Origin of the sequence: Bradyrhizobium sp. CCBAU 53338, assembly GCF_015291665.1 — a bacterium.
GTDB lineage: Bacteria > Pseudomonadota > Alphaproteobacteria > Rhizobiales > Xanthobacteraceae > Bradyrhizobium.
The window spans coordinates 47,404-68,856 of record NZ_CP030049.1 but is presented as its reverse complement, the minus strand read 5'-3'; the positions used below and the strand labels follow the sequence as shown (position 1 = coordinate 68,856).

The 21,453-nt window shown below is 58.9% G+C and carries 19 protein-coding genes and 1 pseudogene; 17 read left to right on the top strand and 3 right to left on the bottom strand.

The genetic code is table 11. The features are described 5' to 3' along the window. Positions 1 to 8: 8 nt before the first annotated feature. Both XH90_RS34610 and XH90_RS34605 read right to left on the bottom strand, forming a co-directional pair. Entirely contained in the window at positions 9 to 1,085 is a 1,077-nt protein-coding gene (locus tag XH90_RS34610) for a tartrate dehydrogenase (protein WP_128930057.1), read from the bottom strand. Between the two features lie 27 nt (positions 1,086 to 1,112). Beyond that, positions 1,113 to 2,405, bottom strand: coding sequence for an MFS transporter (locus XH90_RS34605; RefSeq protein ID WP_128930058.1), 1,293 nt, complete (start codon positions 2,403 to 2,405; stop codon positions 1,113 to 1,115). 153 nt (positions 2,406 to 2,558) lie between these two features. Between XH90_RS34605 and XH90_RS34600 the strand changes: the two genes are divergently transcribed. Both XH90_RS34600 and XH90_RS34595 read left to right on the top strand, forming a co-directional pair. After that, the gene (locus XH90_RS34600; RefSeq protein WP_128930059.1) at positions 2,559 to 3,476 is read left to right on the top strand and encodes a LysR family transcriptional regulator; all 918 of its coding nucleotides are present in this window, start codon (positions 2,559 to 2,561) and stop codon (positions 3,474 to 3,476) included. Between the two features lie 608 nt (positions 3,477 to 4,084). Further along, the gene (locus XH90_RS34595; RefSeq protein ID WP_232995554.1) at positions 4,085 to 4,339 is read left to right on the top strand and encodes a hypothetical protein; all 255 of its coding nucleotides are present in this window, start codon (positions 4,085 to 4,087) and stop codon (positions 4,337 to 4,339) included. A 443-nt stretch (positions 4,340 to 4,782) separates the two neighbouring features. Here the strand turns inward: XH90_RS34595 and XH90_RS34590 are convergent, their stop codons facing one another. Then, positions 4,783 to 5,688: a LysR family transcriptional regulator gene (locus XH90_RS34590; RefSeq protein WP_128955145.1), complete on the bottom strand. Its 906-nt coding sequence runs from the start codon at positions 5,686 to 5,688 to the stop codon at positions 4,783 to 4,785. Positions 5,689 to 6,130: 442 nt separating this feature from the next. Here XH90_RS34590 and XH90_RS34585 point away from each other — a divergent pair. The 15 genes and pseudogenes from XH90_RS34585 to gspD all read left to right on the top strand — a co-directional run bounded on the left by XH90_RS34585 (position 6,131) and on the right by gspD (position 21,448). Further along, positions 6,131 to 7,115: pseudogene (locus tag XH90_RS34585) on the top strand (pyruvate kinase). Between the two features lie 232 nt (positions 7,116 to 7,347). Continuing rightward, on the top strand, positions 7,348 to 8,325 hold the full coding sequence (locus XH90_RS34580) for a LysR substrate-binding domain-containing protein (protein WP_128930062.1): 978 nt from the start codon (positions 7,348 to 7,350) through the stop codon (positions 8,323 to 8,325). Next, the gene (locus XH90_RS34575) at positions 8,315 to 9,982 is read left to right on the top strand and encodes a GspE/PulE family protein (protein ID WP_128930063.1); all 1,668 of its coding nucleotides are present in this window, start codon (positions 8,315 to 8,317) and stop codon (positions 9,980 to 9,982) included. Before XH90_RS34580 ends, XH90_RS34575 begins: the two co-directional genes overlap by 11 nt. Positions 9,983 to 9,986: 4 nt before the next feature. After that, a complete protein-coding gene (locus XH90_RS34570) occupies positions 9,987 to 11,201 on the top strand; it encodes a type II secretion system F family protein (RefSeq protein WP_128955146.1) in 1,215 nt (404 codons plus the stop codon). Positions 11,202 to 11,221: 20 nt separating this feature from the next. Then, complete coding sequence (gene gspG, locus XH90_RS34565; RefSeq protein ID WP_128930065.1) at positions 11,222 to 11,692, top strand: type II secretion system major pseudopilin GspG; 471 nt, start codon at positions 11,222 to 11,224, stop codon at positions 11,690 to 11,692. Next, complete coding sequence (locus XH90_RS34560; protein ID WP_313753858.1) at positions 11,574 to 12,146, top strand: GspH/FimT family pseudopilin; 573 nt, start codon at positions 11,574 to 11,576, stop codon at positions 12,144 to 12,146. Before gspG ends, XH90_RS34560 begins: the two co-directional genes overlap by 119 nt. Next, complete coding sequence (locus tag XH90_RS34555) at positions 12,124 to 12,522, top strand: general secretion pathway protein GspI (RefSeq protein WP_128930067.1); 399 nt, start codon at positions 12,124 to 12,126, stop codon at positions 12,520 to 12,522. The genes XH90_RS34560 and XH90_RS34555 overlap by 23 nt, the downstream gene beginning before the upstream one ends. Then, positions 12,519 to 13,253 (top strand): general secretion pathway protein GspJ, encoded by a 735-nt coding sequence (locus XH90_RS34550; RefSeq protein ID WP_128930068.1) that lies wholly within the window; start codon positions 12,519 to 12,521, stop codon positions 13,251 to 13,253. The genes XH90_RS34555 and XH90_RS34550 overlap by 4 nt, the downstream gene beginning before the upstream one ends. A gap of 82 nt (positions 13,254 to 13,335) precedes the next feature. Then, positions 13,336 to 14,199: a general secretion pathway protein GspK gene (locus tag XH90_RS34545; RefSeq protein ID WP_164933593.1), complete on the top strand. Its 864-nt coding sequence runs from the start codon at positions 13,336 to 13,338 to the stop codon at positions 14,197 to 14,199. After that, on the top strand, positions 14,196 to 15,269 hold the full coding sequence (locus XH90_RS34540) for a PilN domain-containing protein (protein ID WP_128930070.1): 1,074 nt from the start codon (positions 14,196 to 14,198) through the stop codon (positions 15,267 to 15,269). Before XH90_RS34545 ends, XH90_RS34540 begins: the two co-directional genes overlap by 4 nt. Beyond that, positions 15,247 to 15,804, top strand: coding sequence for a type II secretion system protein GspM (gene gspM / locus XH90_RS34535; RefSeq protein WP_128930071.1), 558 nt, complete (start codon positions 15,247 to 15,249; stop codon positions 15,802 to 15,804). The genes XH90_RS34540 and gspM overlap by 23 nt, the downstream gene beginning before the upstream one ends. Then, on the top strand, positions 15,801 to 16,400 hold the full coding sequence (locus XH90_RS34530; RefSeq protein WP_128930072.1) for a hypothetical protein: 600 nt from the start codon (positions 15,801 to 15,803) through the stop codon (positions 16,398 to 16,400). Before gspM ends, XH90_RS34530 begins: the two co-directional genes overlap by 4 nt. Before the next feature lie 460 nt (positions 16,401 to 16,860). Beyond that, positions 16,861 to 18,138, top strand: coding sequence for an MBL fold metallo-hydrolase (locus tag XH90_RS34525; protein WP_128955148.1), 1,278 nt, complete (start codon positions 16,861 to 16,863; stop codon positions 18,136 to 18,138). Positions 18,139 to 18,220: 82 nt separating this feature from the next. Next, positions 18,221 to 18,871 (top strand): DUF1007 family protein, encoded by a 651-nt coding sequence (locus tag XH90_RS34520; protein ID WP_128930074.1) that lies wholly within the window; start codon positions 18,221 to 18,223, stop codon positions 18,869 to 18,871. A gap of 279 nt (positions 18,872 to 19,150) precedes the next feature. Further along, a complete protein-coding gene (gene gspD, locus XH90_RS34515; RefSeq protein ID WP_128955149.1) occupies positions 19,151 to 21,448 on the top strand; it encodes a type II secretion system secretin GspD in 2,298 nt (765 codons plus the stop codon). Positions 21,449 to 21,453: the final 5 nt, after the last annotated feature.

Below are 21,453 nucleotides of genomic sequence, written 5' to 3'. Positions count from 1 at the left end.
GGGGGGCTTCACGCGTTTTCCGCTTGGATCGCGCTCACGACAGCGTCTGTCACCTTGCGGGTGTTCGCCGATCCTCCAAGGTCTGGCGTATGCAGTTCGGGGTTGGCGGTGACGCGCTCGATTGCCTTCATGAGCCGCTGCGCGGCTGCATTCTCCCCCAGATGCTCAAGCATCATAACCGCCGACCAGAATGTCCCGACGGGATTGGCAATGCCCTTGCCTGTGATGTCGAAGGCGGAGCCATGGATGGGCTCGAACATCGATGGGAATTTGCGCTCGGGATTGAGATTGGCGGTCGGGGCGATGCCAAGCGAACCGGCAAGGGCAGCGGCAAGGTCGGACAGCACATCAGCATGGAGATTGGTAGCCACGATCGTATCGAGGCTCTGCGGGCGCATGACCATGCGCATCGTCATGGCATCGACCAGCATCTTGTCCCACGTCACGTCAGAAAACTCGCGCGCGACCTCCGCTGCAATTTCATCCCACATGACCATTGCATGCCGCTGTGCATTGGATTTCGTCACGACGGTCAACAACTTGCGGGGACGAGACCGTGCAAGGCCGAAGGCAAAGCGCATGATCCGCTCCACACCGGCGCGCGTGAACATAGCGACATCGGTTGCTGCCTCCAAAGGAGATCCCTGATGGACCCGTCCGCCGACGCCCGCATACTCGCCTTCCGAATTTTCCCGAACGATGACCCAGTCGAGCTCCTTGTCCTTGACGGCACGCAAGGGCGAGGTGATGCCGGGAAGGATGCGGGTCGGACGCACATTCGCATATTGATCGAACGGCTGACAGATCGCGAGCCGCAGGCCCCAAAGCGTGATGTGGTCCGGAATTTCTGGGTGCCCTGCGGAGCCAAACAGGATTGCATCGTGATTACGGATCAGATCGCGCCCGTTTTCGGGCATCATGCGGCCATGCCGCTTATAATATTCCCCACCCCAATCAAAGTGGTCGAAGTGAAAGGTGAATGCCCCATCGCGCTTCGCCAGCGCCTTAAGAACTTCGACGCCGGCATCCACAACTTCGGAGCCGATACCGTCGCCTGGGATTGCCGCAACGTTGTAGGTCTTCATGAGAGATATCCTTCCTCTTCCGTATGATTAGTGCGCGACGGCCGCCTGATGGCGGCCGATCGAGCGCGCGAGCAGCAACGTCAGCGTGGCGGACAACAACAAGAGTGCGCAGACGAAATAGAGCCCGCCCTCGAAGCTGCCGGTGAGGTCCTTGATCCATCCGATCATGGCCGGACCGACGAAGCCGCCGAGATTGCCGATGGAGTTGATGGTTGCGATGCCGCTCGCCGCGGCCGGACCGGCCAGGAACAGTGTCGGCATGCTCCAAAGCGGCGGCTTGGCGGCGCTGATGCCGACGTTCACCAGCACCAGCGCAGCGATAACTGAAGCAACGCCAGTCGACATGCCTGCCAGCGCGAGCCCGGCCGCCGCAACGAGGCAAGCGATGACTACATGCCACGTCCGTTCGTTGGTGCGGTCCGAATGCCTTGACCACAGATACATGGCCACCACGGCGATCGTCGGCGGGATCGCATTGAGCGATCCAACCGCCATATTCGACAGGCCGAAGCCTTTGATGATCTGCGGCGCCCATACCCCCAGCGTGTACAGTCCCGCCGACGTGCCGAAGTAGACGAGGGACAAAGCCAGAACGCGTAGATCCGTCAGTCCCCGCCAGACGCTATGGCTCGCCGACCCTGCCTTGGCCGCCCGCTCCGCATTCATGGCCTCGACCAGCCAGGCCCGCTCATCATCGGCAAGCCACTTCGCCTGTTCCGGCCGATCCGTCATGAATCCGAGCACGATGAACCCAAGCACGATGGCGGGTAGCGCCTCGAGGAGAAATAGCCATTGCCACCCCTTAAGGCCGAACAAGCCGTGCAACTCCAGAAGAGCGGCCGAGACGGGCGATCCGAGGACCGTTGAAAGAGGCGCCGCTGCCATGAACAGAGCGGTGATCCCGGCACGCTGGCGCGCGGGAAACCAATAGGACAGATAGAGGATAATTCCTGGGAAGAACCCAGCTTCGGCCGCGCCGAGCAAGAAGCGAAGAACGTAGAAGCTTGTTTGCCCTTGGACGAACGCCATTGCCCCGGATATCAAGCCCCAGGTGATCATGACCCGAGCGATCCACAGTCGGGCTCCCACCTTGTCCAAAATGATGTTGGAGGGCACCTCGAACAGGAAGTAACCCCAGAAGAAAATGCCCGCACCAAATCCGTATACGGAGGAGGAGAAACCAAGATCCTTGTTCATCGTCAGCGCTGCGAAGCCGATGTTCACTCGGTCGATAAACGCGACGAAGTAGAGTAGCATCACGAATGGCACGATCCGGTAAGCTACTCGACGGATCGTGCGCTTCTGAACCTCGTTCACCACCTTGGGCCTCCTCGTTTTTCGGCTGGCGCCCCGGCTGGCAGCCATGCCTTTTATCTACGGCCAGCCTAGAAGGAAGAGACGGCGTCACTCAATACGCCCTTATTTGTACAAAAAAATGGTATAATGGCTCGGATTCGACAAAAGGGCCTGCTCATGGAGCTGCGTCAATTGAGATGTTTCGTCGCCGCCGCCGAGCAGCTGCATTTTGGCCGCGCGGCCCAACACCTGCAGATGCTACCTTCCGCCTTCGGCCGCCACATCAAACTCTTGGAAGAGGATCTTGGTACGCGGCTGTTTGCAAGGACCACGCGAGCCGTCTCTTTGACCGACGACGGCGCGCTACTTCTTCGGGAGGCGCGCATCATTCTCTCAAAGGTCTCGACCGTGGAGGCCGTCTTGCGCGGTCGCTCGCGTTCGGTCGGAGCCCGGAATCTCAAGGTAGGCGCCATAGACAGTGCTGCGGCCGGGCTTATGCCGCAGCTGTTGCGAGACTTCCGCGCGAAATACCCCGACGTCACCGTTCATCTTCTGGAGGAAAAGACGTTCCGGCTGCTTCCCAAGGTCCTTTCCGGAGCGCTCGATCTCGTTTTCATCCGTCCTCCGGAGAAGATGGACCGAAGGCTCGAATGTAAAACTCTGCTCATGGAAACCGCAGTGGTCGCCCTTCCCCGCAGGCACGCGCTTGCACGTAACGAATGTCTGTCGCTCTCGGCGATCGCTCATCAACCGATGATCGTTCCTGATCGGCGATCTCGGCCCCACAGCCACGACTTGACCATGAAGCTGTTCGAGGACGCCGGGCTGACGCCCCGCATCGCTCAGCTCGCCGATGAAAAGCAGACGATCGTGAACATGGTTGCGGCTGGACTGGGACTGGCCGTCGTCCCCCGCTGGACCTCTCGCATGGCTGTTGCGGGCGTTCGCTTTGTTCCGCTCAAGCTGGAGCGCTTTGGAGCAGTTGGACGGCTTCCGCTCGCTGCAAGTTGGCTGCGTGGTTCCCGCGATCCTATTCGCGATACGCTTTTGACGGTCCTCGAAAAGCGGTTGCGGTCTTATGCCAAAGGTGCCTGATGATTCTTGCAGAAAGCCAGGCGCCGAGCTCCGATGCGAGCGCAAATGTCAAGCTCGCCGGTCCGAAAGTGTTTGAACCGTGTTCGGTCGGGTACCGATGGTCATCGTTGAGCGCATCTGGAAAGGGAGGCAAGGAGCACGAATACTCATGAGCCGTCGATTGTCGAGGCATCCTGCAAGCCCACTTCGCGTGCGTTTCGATGTTCATCAGCGCGATCCAAGTTGGACGACCGATCGGGGGTGCGATCCGCTGCTAGCCCCCGAGCCGTAACTATTGCGTTTCACAAACACCTCTGTTCGACCGCGACGGTCGAGGAATGCAGATGACCGAGGCAAGCCTTCTCTTGCACCGGAGCGCATCTCAGATCCTGCGTGACCTTGCCGGTTAGGAAGTCATGGCCGACGGAAAGCATCTCACCAGTGATGTCATCATCGGTGCTACCCCGTCCGTCATTGCATTGGCAGGCGCGGAGCTGATCAGGGCCTACCGGGAGCGTCTGCCCGAGTACGCCCGCACTTGCTAGAGGGACGTTGACGCGCTCGATCGACGTCGCGTTGGTCCACGTCTTCAACCAGAAAGCCCACGCTTAATCAGCAAGCGCCTCGCAGTGGAGCGGCTGTTCGCAATCGGGCCGCCAGAAATGTTCGCCGGCGATCCGGTCAGCCCCGCGAGCCTGCTTGCTATACTCTTTCCCTCTGCTCAAAATCCGATTCGAAGCCTTCTCGACGCCGGTGCCGCGGGCATCGATCTGTCGGTGTCGATTGTGCTGGAGATCGACACGATGATTCCTCTAAAAGACCTCGTCCGGCAGCGCCTTGCCCCGGCGTCCTCCCGTTCTGCGCGGTCAGACATGAGTTCGTGACGGAACTTTGAGCGCCGGCTCAATCGTCAGGCCGAAATCAGAAGGGATCTGGGCCTTATCTGCCTTGCGGATCCGGCCGCCGACGCGCGTCGCCTCCGAGCTGATTGCCCGCTTCGGTATATCCTGCGCAAGATCGTCTCCGGAAAGAGAGGACACGGTTTCGTCGATCCGATAACCGCCTAAGATAGTAGGCCCCTAAATATACAGCGATGGCGCGATGAGGCGGCGCTCCACCAACTTTGGAAGCACAACAAAACCAAGATCCGCGGTGTCTATAACGCGGCCGCTTGAACCCCATGGGCTTCTTCCGAATCTACCTCGAGTGGCCCGAAATGATGTAGCCTTCCGGCCCGGTGGTTTTCCCAGTCTGCCTAACTCCCAAAAAAACGCCCGCCATAGGTGGCGGGCAGTCTGCGGGAGAGAGTAGTGCGATCGGGTGCGACTCAAGCTTCCTTTGCGTAAGCTGCAAGATCGGCCCGCAGCATCTTCAATATGTCGTCTCGGATGGGATCCCTGGTCCCGCGCGACCAAGCAGCCGCAAGGGGAAGTTTGTTCATGTCCGACGCCACGAGCCGGACATAGCGAACCCCGCGGCTCGCCAGGCGCGACGTCCAGCTAGGTACGATAGCGATCCCCAAACCGGCCGACACCAGGTTGACGATCGTTTGCTTTTCCTCCGCAATCTGAGCAATCCGGGCGTCTAGCCCGGCTTCCGCAAAGAGCTTCATCGTTAGATCGTGGCTATGAGGCCTGGACCGCCGTTCGGGAACGATCAGTGGCTCGTTCTTGAGATCCGCAACCTTGACCATCTTCCTCGACGCAAGTCGATGATGGTGCGGAAGGGCTACGACGGCTGTCTCAAAGAAGAGAAATAGAAACTCCAGCCGCTTGTTGGCGTCTTTTGGGGGGCGCACGAAGGCGAGATCAAGCCGTCCGGTCAAAAGGCGCGGCAACAGACGAATGGTCTTATCCTCGACCAGTTGAATCGTTGCATCAGGCCGACGCTTGCGAAAGTCTTTAAGAAGTTTCGGAATAAGTCCGGCGGCAGCACTGTCGATGGCACCAACGCGTATGATTGTTGCCCCTTTGCGCGAGCGCGTCCGAAATCTGACCGCAAGCGCATCGGCTTGCGTCAGCAGCGCACGCGCATCTTTAAGCAAGACAACACCGTCGTCCGTCAGCGCGACGTTTCGCGTCGTGCGCGTCAGAAGCCGCGTGCCGAGATCCTCCTCCAGCAGCCGAACAAACCGCCCCAGGGCCGAGGGAAGCATATTCATTCGTTGCGCCGCTCTTCCGAAGTGAAGCTCTTCGGCTGTTGCTACGAAGCAGCGCAGTTGTTGCAGGTCCATCAGTTCCTCCGTACGACGACGATAACATCAAAAACGCCGGTCTTATTATGTCATTCTTTTGTATAAACGATTGGAGATTGAATCCGCTCTGCCTTGATTGCAGCGTTTTCTCGATAGCGCCGTCGATGCGCAGAACAATCAAACGCCGATCGGGCCAGGAGCCCATCCGGCTTGACGAACGATCTGGAGGTCCGGTTTGCGAAAGTGATGCTGCTCTACTTGGCTGGGACGGAGACGCCGAGTGCGCCAGGCACGATCGTGCGCCGAGCGCGCTAGGCCAGGCACATGCGGCACACTTCGATCCGCTCTTGCCTCGCGGCCCGCGATAGCAACGGCCTTCTTGATCGCGTCGGCGCTCTCATTCGCATCGATTCGATACGCACGAACGTCGGCAATGTCAGGGCTGTTTGATGGGCGGCCCCGCAATTTCGCGAGGTAAAACATGCATCGTCGGCGAGCCAAGATTATTGCGACCGTCGGACCCGCCAGCCGTTCGCCAGAGATGCTCGCGGCATTGGGCCAGGCGGGCGGATACGTTCCGACTTACAGGCAGATCACGCAAGGCGTCATGGCGCAATTCGTCAACTCGAACGAAGATTCAGCCGCCCTATTGGTATTCTTCAGGACTTGCAGGGGCCAAAGATCCGGGTTGGTACCATAAGGAATGGCAGATTTTCCCTCAGTGCCGGTGACGCCGTTCGCTTTGTTCCGTCGGTCGGCGTCCGGGCATATCGATGACATCGTGCGCCTCTCCGATGGGATAGTGATCGCGCGCGTTGATCTTGGCGTCGCAATTCCGCATGCGGAGGTTCCCGGCCGACAAAAGGAATTGATCCGATCGTGCCGCCTCGACGCTCAATGGTTGCTGCGCCGACGCCGACACGCGCCGACACTTCGGATGCGGCCACAGCGATCTATGGCGGAGCCGACGCGATCATGCTGTCCGCGGAATCTGCGACCGCGCAATATCCGTGCGAGGCCGCCACCAACATGAGCCGCATAATCGAAAGCACCGAGCGACATAAAATGTATCGTTCGATCGTCAATGCGTCGGAGCCGGACGAGGAGCAGACCGCCCCGACCGCGGCGGCTGCGGATCTCGCAACGATGATCGGAGCCTCAGCGATCCTCGCCTTCACCTCGAGCGGTACGACTGCAACGCGCATCGCGCGCAAACGTCCCAAGGTACTGATCCTCGCGATCACACCGGAGGAACGGGTCTCGCGCCAACTATGCCTGTTGTGGGGGCGCCCACGGCATGAAGTCCCCCAACATAAGCTCCTACGAGGAGATGGTCGAACGCGCGACGCAAACCGCTCTCAACGTGAACTTTTGCGGAGAATGCCGATGTCATCGTCGCCGTGGCCGGCATACGTTTCGGCGATGCCGGCACAACCAATAATTTACGCGTGGTGACGATTGCTTAAGCGCTTCGCCGCCATCCTGGCCGCCCCCTTCCTCTAACCAGCTGACGTCGCAGCGCGGCCTATGCCGTTTGCCGGCCCAACCTTGCGCAACTGCCCAGCAGATCACGTCCTCGCAAGAAATTATTCTAATCGTTTGTATATTATAATGAGCATTGAGGTCAGCGAGCCAGTGACCTTAAGATTATAGATTAGCGGGCGAATAAGTTCCGTTTTGCAATCGGGAAACGTCGGGGTGAAACCATTAGCACAAGATCTTGAGGTGTTTATCGTTGCGGCGCGGCGGGGAAGTTTTGCTGCGGCGGCGACAGAGTTAGGTGCGTCGCCTGCCTACGTCAGCAAGCGCGTCGCGCTACTTGAGCGGGCACTCGGACGCGTGTTGTTCCTGCGTACCGCTCGACAAGCGGTGCTCAGCAGCGATGGGGAAGTGTTGCTGTCCAAAGCGCAGCGCGTTCTCGATGCCTATGCGGATTTTGTAGCTGACGGTCCTGAGACCGATTCCGTCGCCCGCGGCAGCGTACGAATTACGGCAAGCTCGGGTATTGGCTGCAATCATGTCGCACCACTTGTATCGGAGTTGGCGCTCCTACACCCGGAATTGGATATTCGGCTGGAAATCGTCGATCGGAGCGTGGATCTGGTTGAGGAGAATGTCGACATTGACATTCGGGTCGGCAGGGTACGCGAGCCTCACTTGCTCGTGCATCCTATTGCGCAGGGAAGACGCATTCTCTGCGCGGCTCCCAGCTATCTCAATCGACGCGGCATGCCGGAGGAACTCGGCGATCTCGCTGGACATTCGTGCCTGGTCATGCGCGAACGTGACGAGGTGTTCGAGCGCTGGACTTTGCATGGTCCCATCGGGATGCGCACCATCAACGTCACCGCTGCCCTCTCCACCAACCATGGCGATATCATCCGCAATTGGGCGATTGCCGGCCGTGGGATAATGCTGCGTTCTTATTGGGACGTGGCCAAGGGGCTCGCGAATGGCCAATTAGTCCACGTGCTTCCCCTCTGGTGGCAGCCGGCTGATATATCTGCCGTCACCAAAGTCCGCTCAAGCAGTGTGTACCGATATTATCTTTGCGTCCGCTATATTCGCGAGCGGCTCCGTGACGGGCCATTCGCACTTGCCACAAAGCGATGGCCCGAGACTCCAGGTGAAACAGAGCTCACACTTGAGGAGGCTCCCGCGCTTCATGAGGCCTGAAACCGTGACTGAGTTTGCAGAGCGCCTTCGGGGCGATGCGCATGTCGCAGCCGGCATGGGCGGCCTTGTCGCCGAAAAGCTCACGCTGCGCCAGCTTTTCGAATCGTCCGACCTGTCGGCCCAGGAGTTTGCCGACGCGGTCGCAGCCTTTTTCAAACATGACCGTGCGGCTTTAGCCGACCTCTTGGCTGGGACGAGCTTGGTCGAACACTTCTCGCCTCGCTTCCTCCGGGAAATGACGATTTTTCCGTATCAGCTCGCGAATGGACGCGCCGTGATTGCCCTGTTCGATCCCACGGACACGGCAGCGATCAGCGCCGCGGAGATTGTACTCGGCCCCGCGGTAAAGGTCGCCATCGCGTCGTTTGAGGACATTGATACCGCGCTCTCTCAGCGCCTTAGCGAAGGCGAGACCACCGCAGCGAATAGGGATAATACCATCGCTGTCCGCGAGGAGGATATCGAAAGCCTCCGCGACCTAGCTAGCGGCGCGCCGGTCGTCCGTGCCGTCTCCGAATTGATCGAAAAGGCCGCCGAGCTTCGCGCCAGTGACATACACATTGAGCCTTTCAGGACGGAACTGGCAGTGCGTATGCGGGTTGATGGCCTGCTTCGCCATATCCCCTCACCATCCCATGTACTCCCACAGGCCATAGTCTCCCGCATCAAGATCCTGGCGGGTCTCAACATAGCCGAGCGCCGATTGCCTCAAGATGGCGCCGCGCGTGTCCAACTTGGGCGAGCTGAAATGGATTTGCGCGTCGCTATCATGCCGACGCAGCATGGTGAGTCTGCCGTCATTCGGCTTCTGCCCAAGGAGCGGGGACTCCTTGCGATCGAGAAGCTCGGCTTTGCGCCCGACGACGAAGCAAAGCTCCGCGCAGTCCTGACGCTCCCGCACGGTCTCATCGTGGTCACCGGACCAACCGGCAGCGGTAAAACCACGACGCTTGCGACCGTGCTCGGCCTCCTCAACGAATCCTCCCGGAAGATACTGACGATCGAGGATCCGGTAGAATACGAAATCAAGGGCATCAATCAGTCCCAGGTAAACTCTGCTATCGGCCTGACTTTCGCGAAGGCATTGCGCGCTTTCGTGCGGCAAGATCCGGATGTCATCATGGTGGGCGAGATCCGTGATGCCGAGACAGCGGAAGTAGCGATCCACGCTGCCCTGACCGGGCACCTCGTCCTGACCACGCTGCACACCGAAACCGCTGCGGCCGCCGTGCCGCGACTGCTGGACCTCGGCGTCGAGGCGTTTCTGTTGAGTTCAACCCTCCGTGCCGTGATCGCGCAGCGGCTGGTGCGGCAGCTTTGCGACCGGTGCAAAACAACGAGCCGGCTCGAGCACTCGGAGTTTGCGGCCGATCGGCGGTACGCCGCGATCGGCCTTCGGGTTGGTGATGAAGTTTACAAGGCAGGCCGATGCGAGCGTTGCGGCGGAACGGGCTACCGCGGCCGCGTTGGCCTGTTCGAGGTCCTTGAAGTGGCCGATGAGGTTCGTCAGCTGATGAATGCGCACTGCGACGCCGTGTCGATTGATCGAACAGCGGTTCGATCTGGAATGACCACCATGATCCAAGACGGCCTCGCGAAATGCCGAGCCGGCGTCACGTCGCCCGCGGAAGTTCTCCGCGTAACGACCATACGATAACGTGATGCAAACCTTTCGCTATCTAGCTATGACCCAGAGCGGTGAGCTCGTAAACGGTATGATCTCCGCGTCCACCGCGAAGGAAGTTTTCGCGCGTATCGAGTATCTCGGTCTCGTTCCGATCGAAACAGTCGCTCAGGACACTAAGGTTGCGGTCGCTCATATCGCTGCTGGTTTTCTTGGGCGACCACGCGCCGAAGACGTGACCATCTTTACACGTGATCTTTCTTTGCTGCTCAAGGCGGGCGCGAGGCTTGACGATGCACTGGAGTTGTTGTGCTCAGATGACGACATCGGCCGCCTGCGCCCGATTGTGAGTAAACTCCGCGTCGCAGTGCTTGCGGGCGAAAGCTTCGCTGAAGCCGTCGGCAAATATCCGAGTTGCTTTCCGCCTATCTATGCGGCGCTCGTGCAAGTCGGCGAAACGTCCGGGAAGCTCGGCCACCTTCTCGATATGCTGGCAAGCGAGCGCGCGCGCACGGAGGCCTTGCGCCGAAGAATTACTGATGCGCTGCAATATCCTGCATTCGTGTTGCTCGCTGCATCCTGCGTGCTGGCATTTTTTGTTCTCGTGGTACTGCCACAGTTCGGAGCTGTGTTGCGCGATTTCGGCGCCAAGCAGGACTCGCTGATTGTCACGGTGCTTGGCGTTTCTGAATGGACGCGCTCCAACGGTCTGGCGATTCTTGGAGTCGCAGGGGCCGCCATCTTTGCAGCCTATGCCGTCCTCCGCCGGCCCGTGATCCGGTTCCGGCTGCTCGCAACACTGATGCGATTGCCGGGCCCCAGTTCGATTTTTCGGGCCTACCAAACTGCGGTGTTCTGCCGCAATCTCGGCATCCTTGCTGGCAGTCAGGTACCTTTGACCACCACCCTGCGCATCCTCGTCGATATCATGTCCTTTTCGGGCGATGTTCCCGCCTGGACAACCGCGGCTGATCAAGTACGACACGGCGCGAAGCTTTCTGACGCCCTTTCCCAGTCAACGGTCTTGCCCATGATGGCGATCCGCATGATCCGCATTGGCGAAGAAACCGGCCAGCTGCCAATACTCGCCGGGCGCATCGCGGAGTTCTACGAAGCCAAGCTACAGAGGAGTCTTGACCGGCTCGTCGCCGTTATCGGACCGGCGGCCGTGATCGGCATTAGCGTGGTTGTCGGCGGTCTCATCGTTTCCATTATGACGGCCCTGCTGTCTATCACTCAACTCGTATCGTGATCTCAAAACAGCGAGCGCAAATGACGCTTATCTCATCCCGCGCAATGGCCTGGCGGCGGCGGTCGTTCGCAGCGGGCGAGAATGGATTCACCTTGGTCGAGATGCTGGTCGTCATTACGATCATCGGGCTGATCATGGGACTGATCGGCCCCCGCGTGTTGAACTATCTCGCTGAGTCCAAGGTCAAGACGGCCAAGATACAAATCCGCAGCCTCGCCAGTTCGCTCGATCTCATGTTTCTCGACACGGGACGCTATCCGTCATCTTCGGAAGGCCTTAACGCCCTGGTAAAACCCGCAGCTTCGATGGCCGGATGGCACGGTCCCTACATCGATGGAAATAGCCTACCGAACGACCCGTGGGGTAGGCCCTATGTTTACCGGTCGCCCAGTGGGAACGCCAAGTTTGAGATCATGTCCTACGGGGCTGACGGGCATGAGGGCGGTGCGGATTCTGCCGCCGATATCTCGTCAAACAGCAATGAGAAATAGCCCGGAAGCACAAAACGGATTTACTTTGCTTGAGATGGTCTGCGTGTTGTCCATCGTCGCAATGCTGGTCGGTATCCTTCTGCCACGGCTTTCGCCTGGAACGTCGCGGCCGCGGCTCGAGGCATCGGCACTCGAAATCGCGTCCCTATTGAAGATCGACCGGAACGCGGCAGTTAAGAGCGGGATGCGCGTGCTGACCAGAATCGACGCGAGCACCCGGCGCCTGCAATCAGGTTCGAACGGCAGCGTTCTCGTGGTACCGGACGATGTGACGCTGGACGCACTATTGCCACGGGATTGCGAAGGACGACCCGCCCTTTCGACCATAAGTTTTTTCCCGAGCGGGTTCTCGTGCGGTGGCACGCTTAGACTCTCGCGTCTGAATACTGTCTACGAAGTTCGTGTGAATTGGCTTACGGGGGGAATCGAGATTGTGCGCGTTCCGGCTGTGTAATGCCTCCCGCAGCGTCGCGGGGTTTACGATCGTCGAGGCATTGGCCGCTCTCGCGATCGCCACCGCCATGCTGGCGGCGATCGGCTCGCTCATGTCGACCAGCATAAAAGGCGCGCGGAGGATTGATGATCGCATGGTCTTGGTGGAGACGGCGCGCACTCTGGCGGCAGCATTGCCGCCGCGCGGCGACGCAACCACGGGCGTAACGTCGGGTGAACTCAACGGCATTGTCTGGCGCGTCGATATATCGCCCTTGCTCAGGACAGCGTCCGACAAGCAGCAATGGGTGCCGAAACGGGTCCGGATCCAGGTTAAATCTTCAGCAGGTACGAGCTTCGCCCTGGAAACTGCGCGTCTGGGCCGGAGGTCGCAGTGATAGCCCGGGATCACCTCTCCCAAGCCTTGCACCGCGCGAGTATCGCGGGGTTCACGCTGTTCGAAGCTCTCGCGGCGATCGTACTTATGGGGATTGTTGTTTTTTGTCTAAGCACAATCGCGACGCATTGGCTACCCAGCTGGGATCGTGGCCTGGCGCGCGCGCAACGCGCCGAGCTTATTGGCATCGCCCTTGACCGTTTAACCGCCGATCTTGCGGCATCGCAGTTCATTTCCGCCAACGGCGGAAGCAAAAAGCCGCTGTTCAACGGCACAGAAGGATCTGTCACTTTTGTGCGCACGGTTACAAGCCCCAACGCCAAGTCGGGCCTCGAGATCGTTAAAATCGAAACAATCAAGGACCCTACTGGTCTCGTCCTCATACGCTCTTCGAGGCCCTTCGTCTTGTTTGAAGGTGCGATTGACCCGTCTGGCTTTGGTAATCCCGTCGTCCTGCTGCGATCGCCCTATCGGGCCGAGTTCGCCTATGCGGGACCCGGCGGCGTGTGGAAGGCGAACTGGCTGAATGTCGGCCACTTGCCGGCCGCCATCCGCCTCACGGTCCAAGATCACACCCTTGGGGAGGCGAGGGTAATCTCGACCACGACGCTTATTCATGTTGACGCGCCTGCACTATGCATCAGCGGAAAGAGCACGGATTGCACGGGAGAGCCCGACACTAGTCCCGATACGGCTCCCGCAGCGGACTCTCTCGAGAGCCGTCGGACCTGAGGCCACAATGATATTTTGCAATCCGCAGGAAGGACACTTATCTGGGGGGCGGGAGGGCTTTATCCTCATTGCGGTCCTCTGGATGTTGATTGCACTCGCGACACTTGCGTCCATCTATTCGATTTACATAGGCAGTTCTTCCTGGTCGAGTTCGGTGATCGAGCGCCGTCTGCAAGCCGATCAATTGGTGTCAGCCAGCCTTAATCTCGCGACCCAACGCCTTGCTGTGGCAGACCAGCGCGATCGACCTACGCATGGCCACTTCAGCTTCCGGCTAGGCCAAGCCAACGCATCGGTCAGATTCGTTTCCGAAGCGGCCCGGCTCGATCTCAATCAGGCCCCGCGCGAACTACTATCGAGTTTCTTCATAGCGATCGGCGCATCGGAGGAGGATGCCCCGCGTTTTGCTGCGCGGATTGTTGGTTGGCGAGAGCGCTTAAGACCATCCGATCGCGCTAATGAAGCGCAGCTTTACCGCGCCGCCGGCCGCGGCTATGGACCGCGAGGCGCTCCCTTCGCACATGTAGGAGAGTTATGGTTAGTTCAAGGTCTGCCGCAGGTCATCATAGAACGAATGTTGCCTCTGGTGACCGTTTACAGCGGCAGGTCCGATATTAACGTCTTCGACGCGCCGCCCGAGCTTGTTGCGGCTTTGCCTGGCATGACCCTAGATCGTCTGAATGGTTTTCTTGGCCAACGGCAGCTCGTGGCTCCCAGTAAGGACGCTCTAGTCCGACTGCTCGGTTCAGATCAAACCGCCGCGACCGCCGATGCAAGTGACGCGTTCCGGCTGGACATAAAAATAGGGGGCGCAGGGGGATGGAATAGCTGTGCGGAAGCGGTCATCTTGCTACAGGGTCCGGACGATCCTTTTCATATCCTTGCCTGGGATGACAGTTTGCGCGGTGACTGTCGTCAGGGCATGGCAACGGCGAACCCGCCATGATCCTGTTTAATTCGATAGCGGCAGGCCTCGCTTCGTGGGTACAAGCCGTGGCGTCCGAAGTTTCATCGCTCTCGAACGGCTTGCGCCGACGCTCGCAGGTTCGGATGGTGGAATTCGAGAAGGATCAATTCACCCTTCATCTCGTGACCGACCCCAAAAACGCGAAAGCGCCTGACCACGCGCTCGCGGTCCTGGAGGGAGCGGTTGCTAGCCCAATCCCTCCAGCATGGAAGTTAGCTCTGACTGGAAGTCAGCTTGAACTTGTCCTTCACCCGGCGCGATTTCTGTTTCGCCCGCTGGATTTGCCGAGGCGCGCTGCCGAATATGCGGCGGGTGTCGTGAGGTCCCAAATCGACCGACTAACCCCGTGGGATGTGCAAGAAGCGGTCTATGGTTGGAGTGCTTCACCTGACGAGACTGGCGACCGCATTCAGCTGACAATCGCTGCCACGCCTCGCGCTAAGCTAACGCCCTTGCTCGATGCTATCGGATCGCTTGGGACTTGGTCAATCCTGGTCTCCACGTCACGTTCGAACGTGCCAATTAGGATCGTTGAGACACAAATACACGGACCGACCGATTTCCGTCGTGTTCGTACGTGCCTGATGGTAGTTCTGCTGTTAAGCGGCTTTGCTGCCACTTCGTCGCTTTGCATTTCAGCGCTCATTTCGGACGGTTTGGCCCTGAGACGGGAAGAACTCTCTCGAAAGATATCGGTGCTCACAAGAGCGTCGCAGAATGTTGTTGCCGAATCCGCTTTGCGAGAGCTCGAACAACAGAAGCGCAACACTCCTTCGCCCGTAATGGCGATTGAGGCGCTGTCGGATCTACTGCCAGACAACACGTTCCTAACGGAGCTGCGTATCGATCACGCGAAACTACAGATAGCGGGCCTTACGAGCGACGCCGCATCGCTCATCCGCCTGATCGAGCAGTCGCCCCAGTTTTCACACGCGATCTTCTTCGCTCCAACCACACGGTCTGAAGGAGCAACCAAAGAGCAATTCCACGTCGAGGCTCAAATCAACCCCGCATTCGCCGCTATCCATGAACCAGACCTACCGCATTAGACGCTACGTCAGCGCCATTCCGTTCGTTGCCACAATTTGTTACGCGGCAATGACGGGATTTCTATTGCTGATCACGGGCTGGACGGCGTTGGACCTGGCGGAACAGCATCGTACGCTGGCGAACGCGAACGAAATGTTCGACAGGTTGCAGTCACAACAGCGGGCGGCCCGCAGCACGAACGACGGGGCGCTCGCTGTGAGTCCACCAGTTGTCGAAGGTCCCACGGTCACAGTCGCGGCCGCCGTGGTGCTGCAGCACGTTTCTGCAGAAGCGACGCGGATGGGAAGCAACATCTTATCGTCGCAGGTCGATCTGCAGGACGCAGGAGCACAACACGGGATCGTCAGAGTCTCTGTCGATCTCGAGATCGAGCAGCCGGCCCTTCAAGGCCTCCTTTACGAGCTGGAGGCGGGATCGCCCTTCCTGTTCATCGATCAATTGGTCATACAGGTACCCGAGTCGTCGACAAGACACGCCGCGACGAAGGTGCGCGTCGCAATTGTCGTCTCCGGATGGTGGCGGAGTGTCAAATGAAGTGCCCCCTCACGATTCAAGCTCTCGCGCTGGCCTTCCTGATCTTGGCAGTCGAATCGGGGAGGCGGCCTGCCGAGGCGAGTCAGACTTCAACGGCTACTGGCCTGAATCCGCCAGTGTCGCCCACAATGGAGTACCTGCTTGCGAAGGAGCCATTCGAGGCTACCCGATCGGAGCATAATCCCATTGCCAAAGTCCCCCTTGCGCAGCTCAATAAAACGCAAGAGCGCCCGCTATTCTCTCCGTCACGCCGCCCTCCGTCTCTGCCGCCGCCGAACGCGCCCACTATCCCCGTTGTCGTCGCGGCTCCCAAGCCGCTCGAGCCTGAGCTTCCGCCATTTGAACTCGTGGGCACGATAACTGGGGGCGCCGACAGCATCGCCGTCTTTGTGAATCGCGCGACTGGCGAGACGGTGAAGTTGCGGCAGGATGAAGTTCAATCAGGATGGACGTTGCGCGACATCGGAGCGCGTGAAGCCACGCTTTCGAACGGCGAGAACATCAAGGTTCTGGCTCTCGCCTTGCCCGGCACGACCGCAGATCCGGCGCCTGTGGAAGCCAGCACCGCTTCAATACGGCATCCTGCGAAGCGTTAAGGGTAAATGCGATTATGTTAGCGGATCAATCGCAACCGCCAAGTGTGCCGCGCTGCGATGGGTCGCCTTCAGGTACACCGACACGACGATCTCGTAGCCGCTCGTGCCATTGCGTGCAATGCCGCAGACCCTACGTTGCAGCGCACAGAGGCAATTCATCTTGACAAGCAACACTTCGTGTCGCTCGACAACACACCTCAGATATTGATGTCCGTCATTCAGTCCCTAGCATCGCGAGAAAGCGCCTTATGAACCGCTTTTCGTTTGGCGCGGCTGGCGGGGGACTTTCAAACATCAATGGCCCGATCCGATCTGTCGCCTATCTACTCGGAAACACGAGCGAGGCTTTTCGAGATGGCGACCTTCACTCTAACGATTGAACAACCGAAAGAGGAACCTTTATATGTTACGCAGGAACTCAATCCCAACCAAGTGTGCCTTGGCTTTGGCCGCGACGCTCATGGCAGGTTCGGCGTTGTCGACCACGGCTCACGCAAACAATGGCGACTTGATCGCAGCGCGTCAGAAATTTTTCGGCGACGAGAACGTCGATCCCGAGTCCGGGCGGGTCAGTCCCGACAAGGTCATCTTGTCGTGGCTCTCGAATTCAACTCTGGCGGCTTCCATTGCCGGCCACGTTTTGCTTTTGGACACTTACGTCACTCGGCTCGAAGTTTCGCCGGGCCGCACGCCCTTCGTTATCGGCGATTTGGTTGCTCTCAAACCAGAAGGCCTTCTAATCGGGCATGGTCACTTCGATCACGCGGACAACGCGGCCTACATCGCTGCGATGACCGGCGCGAAACTCTACGCCACCGCGGAAACCTGCGTTGCCCTGCAAGCCGATTTCGCGCGCGAGCAGGCCGACCCGGCGATTCAAGGTAATCCGGCTACGGCGTTTCCTCACAAGGCGTCGATCTCCTGCAACACGGTCACGACGACCGGTTCGGTTCCCGGCACCCAAATTGTCAAACTGGACTTCCTGGAACCGGACGCCTGCGTAATCGCCTTCCGACACTTGCACTCGGTTGCAGTCCCGGTCGACCCGACCTGGCCGCGGGCACCTAATCCGTCCGTTTATTATGCGGTTGACCCGCGCGATCCGGGGCTGTTTCCGGCCGGAACGCCGCTTGCGCCCGGGAAAAGTGGGACGCTGCCTGGGCAGATCAACATTGCTACCAGCGGCAGTGGTGGTCCGGGTGGCCCTATTCCGCTGTTTTTCGATTTTGTGTTGCGCGAAGGTCGTCACTTCACCTTTGCTTGGTATAACTCGTCGGGAGCACTCAAAGAAGGATTGGGAAGCGGGTGGCCCAACGGCACGCCAGCTGACGGCCAGCGTATCACGAACATCCTGAAGAGTTTACCGGCCACCGATGTGGATGCCGGTACGATTGCGACAGCCAATTTCGATAACAATTCTTATCGTGATCCCTTCGCGTATATTCAAGCGCTGAACCCGAAGATCTTCATTCCGTTGCATCTGACCACCGGGTCGACCTTCAAGGAATCCATCTCGCCCGCCGTTTACGGCGGATACCTGGATCAAATTAAGCGCCTCGGCCTGACACTCGATCAATGGCCAGACACACGATGGCTCGTTGATCCCGAAGATTACGCAAAGCCCATCGTCTACGACATTCGGGACCCGCGCTGGGACAATCCAAAGAAGCTGCCCGCCATCAAGCATTATTGCGGTTCTGATCCAGACGACCACCACGACGACCACGGGAAGCCGTGACCACCGCGCCGACGGCTGCTCGAAAAGAGGAGCCGTCGCGCCCTTCCACGATCCGCGCGCCGGATGCAACTGAAATGATGCAATGAAACGCTCTCTGATTTGGTTCGTAATCGTCGCAACGCTGTGTGTGTGCATCCACGCAAGGCACGTCGACGCTCATCCGGATATATTGGTTCACATGCATGATGCGGTTATCTTTGATGGAAATGGCTCTATCAGCGGCGTCCGCGTATCTTGGACCTACGATAGGGAAACGTCGGTGACGGCATTGCGAAGTAGCGGCCTCAACGAAAGCGCCCCACACCTCGGGCGTGACCAGCTTGATCCGCTGGCCAGGGCGACGGTTAATTCGCTGCGCGCGTCTGACTTCTATACGTTCGCGCGCGTCAATGGCACCAAGCAGCCATTCGATGGCGCATCCGATTCATGGCTCGAGTGGGATGGATCGGTGCTAACATTGCATATGGCTCTCAACTTCAAGCAGCCCGTGAGCAACAGCAATTTCACGCTCGAGCTCTTCGATGAAACAGACGAGATCGAGTTCGATTTCCAAGAAGGAGACGCCGTCATCATGACGAAGGCACCCAAAGACTGCGCGCTCGTCGTCGCACGGCCAGGCGATGCCGCCGCTCAACGGGAACTTCTCGGCGATGCTTATCTCAATCCCAACGTTCAACCGGTCGGTTGGGATGCGCAATACTCAAACAAGGTTTCGGTGCGATGTCTAAGTTAGAGGCAATTACAGCCTTGCTCAACCGAATGAAGTCGCCGCTCGACGCTGAACAAGCTGTCTTATGAGCGATTTCGCGCGCGGAGACATTGCTTTGCAGAATTGTCACGGGCGAAACGAAAGTGTCGGTGCAGCGATATTGTTGCATGCGGCTTAGCCGTTGCGACAACAACATAAGGAGTAACGTCAATCATTGAGAAGATTGGGCGCCGCGCGGTTCACGCGCTCGACGATCTGCTCGCATTTGTAATGAAGACGCGAGAGAGTGAGAGGCTACGCGCTATGTTGACACGCCTGCACCGTTTGCGATGTGGCGCGAAGCTGAAGAAGACAATTGCCCTAGTTGCCGCGGGGGCTCTGACGGGATGCGGCGCGCCACTCACGTGGCAGGACACTCACACCAAACCTGACGTAATGGATGAGGTTCGTAATCAGGATCTGCTTCCCCGATTTCCGGAACGCACCGCAGAAGCCGATCTGCAAGGCACTGTCCGGCCAGGTCGCGCCCAACTCTTTTCGGCCGAGCCGGTCTCTTCTATGCAGGCAATCGTGGCCCCGGCGACGAGTACCGGCACCGGTCCCGGGTATGAACTGAATTTCGAAAACGCCACGATTGCGTCGGTTGCAAAAACTGTACTCGGCGACATCCTGAAGACGAGCTACACAATCGACCCGCGTGCTCAGGGCAATATCAATATTGCGTCGGGAAGGCCGGTTCCGAAGCAGGACTTGCTGTTCGTGTTCGAGAGTGCGCTCCGATTGGCAGGAGTCGCGCTCGTCCGCGACGGCGCCGCTTATCGAATTGTCCCACAGACAGAGGCACTCGCAGCCGGCAGTCTTGATTCGCAGCCTGCAAACGTGGAGCCGGGATTTGGCGTCTCTGTCGTGCCGCTTCAATACATATCGGCCGGGACGCTGATGCAGCTCCTGGATAGTTTTGCTACGAAGCCCGGTGCGGTTCGCGTGGATAAGGCTCGCAACATGCTGCTGGTTCAGGGCACAGGGCCCGAGCGTCGCACGGTCGTCGATACGGCTGTTGGTTTCGACGTTGATTGGATGCGGGGGCAGTCAGTCGGTATCTTTCCACTCCAGAACAGCGCTCCTGAGCCTGTCCTGACAGAACTCGAAAAAATCTTGAATTCAAAGGAAGGCGACGTTGGGCACGATCTTGTCAAGTTTCAGGTAATGGAGCGCCGCAACGCGATTTTGGCGGTAACCTCCAAGCCGCAGCTCCTGCGAACGGTCCAGACTTGGATTGGCCGACTCGACGCATCAGATCCTGCCCGTGTTGTTGTACATGTCCGCCGGGTCAAGTACGGCGACGCCCGGCAGCTCGCGAAAGTGCTCGGCGAAATCTTCGGCGGAGGCAGCTCAAATGCAACCGACAGCGCGGCGGGACAGGTCGCGCCTGGGAGCGGTTTGGTGAGGACATCGTCCAATGCCGACCGACTACCAGCCATCTCAACGACTTCCAGCTCCTCCACAAGCACAAAAGGCAATACTGATTTCGGCGGAGGCGCACTCGGGGGCGGATCGCGAACAGGGAACGACACTGGCGGCTCGGAGCTACAGAGCGCTGGCCTTAGCGGCAGGCCCGTGATGGAGGGGATTCGCATCGCAGCCGACGTTTCCACGAACTCCCTGCTTATCTATGCGAACGCTCAGAATTACCGGACCGTCGAACAGACCATACGCCAGCTCGACCAACCGCAGGCTCAAGTCGCGATCGATGCGACCATCGCTGAAGTTACGCTCAACAACAATCTGAGCTACGGGGTTCAATTTTTCATCCAAAGCAAAAACCTCGGTATGGCTCCCGATCGAGGCTCCGCCCTGAACGTCCCAAGCTCCCCCCCAGGACAGCAGTCGAGCGTCCTCAATGGCGTCGCATCCGCTTTCCTTAACCGCGCCTTCCCAGGCTTTAATTTCCTCGTCGGCCCTGAGGCGCAGCCCAACATGATCATAGATGCGCTGCACGCGGTGACAGATGTCAAGATATTATCGAACCCTTCGCTGGTTGTGATCGACAATCAGGTCGGCACACTACTCGTTGGGAACGAGATCCCGGTATCGACCGGCACCGGCAACGTTCTCAATTCGGCGACCGGCACCAACAACACGATCATCAACTCAATCGACTATCGCAACACCGGCATTATCTTGCGCGTCATTCCTCGGGTTAGTCCCGACGGCAACGTGCGCCTCGATATCGAGCAAGAAATCAGTCAGGCGACGAACGCGACCGCGAACTCGCTCACGCCGACCGTCTCGCAACGCAAAGTGAAGAGCTCTGTCGCCGTGCCGAACGGGCAAACCGTACTCTTGGCAGGCCTCATTCAGGAAAACACTGAAGTCGATCGTGGTGGGATTCCGGTTCTCGACGAGATACCGAAAATTGGCGACCTCCTGTCGCACCAGAACAAGACGACGACCCGGACCGAGCTCATTATCTTCATCCGTCCGCAAGTCATTCGGGACAGCATTGCCGCCCACTACGTCGCCGAGGAGTTTCGGGCAAAGCTGCGCGGAACGGTCGAGTCCCTTCCTTCCAAGGGAAGACAACCGCCACTACTTCAATGAAGGAG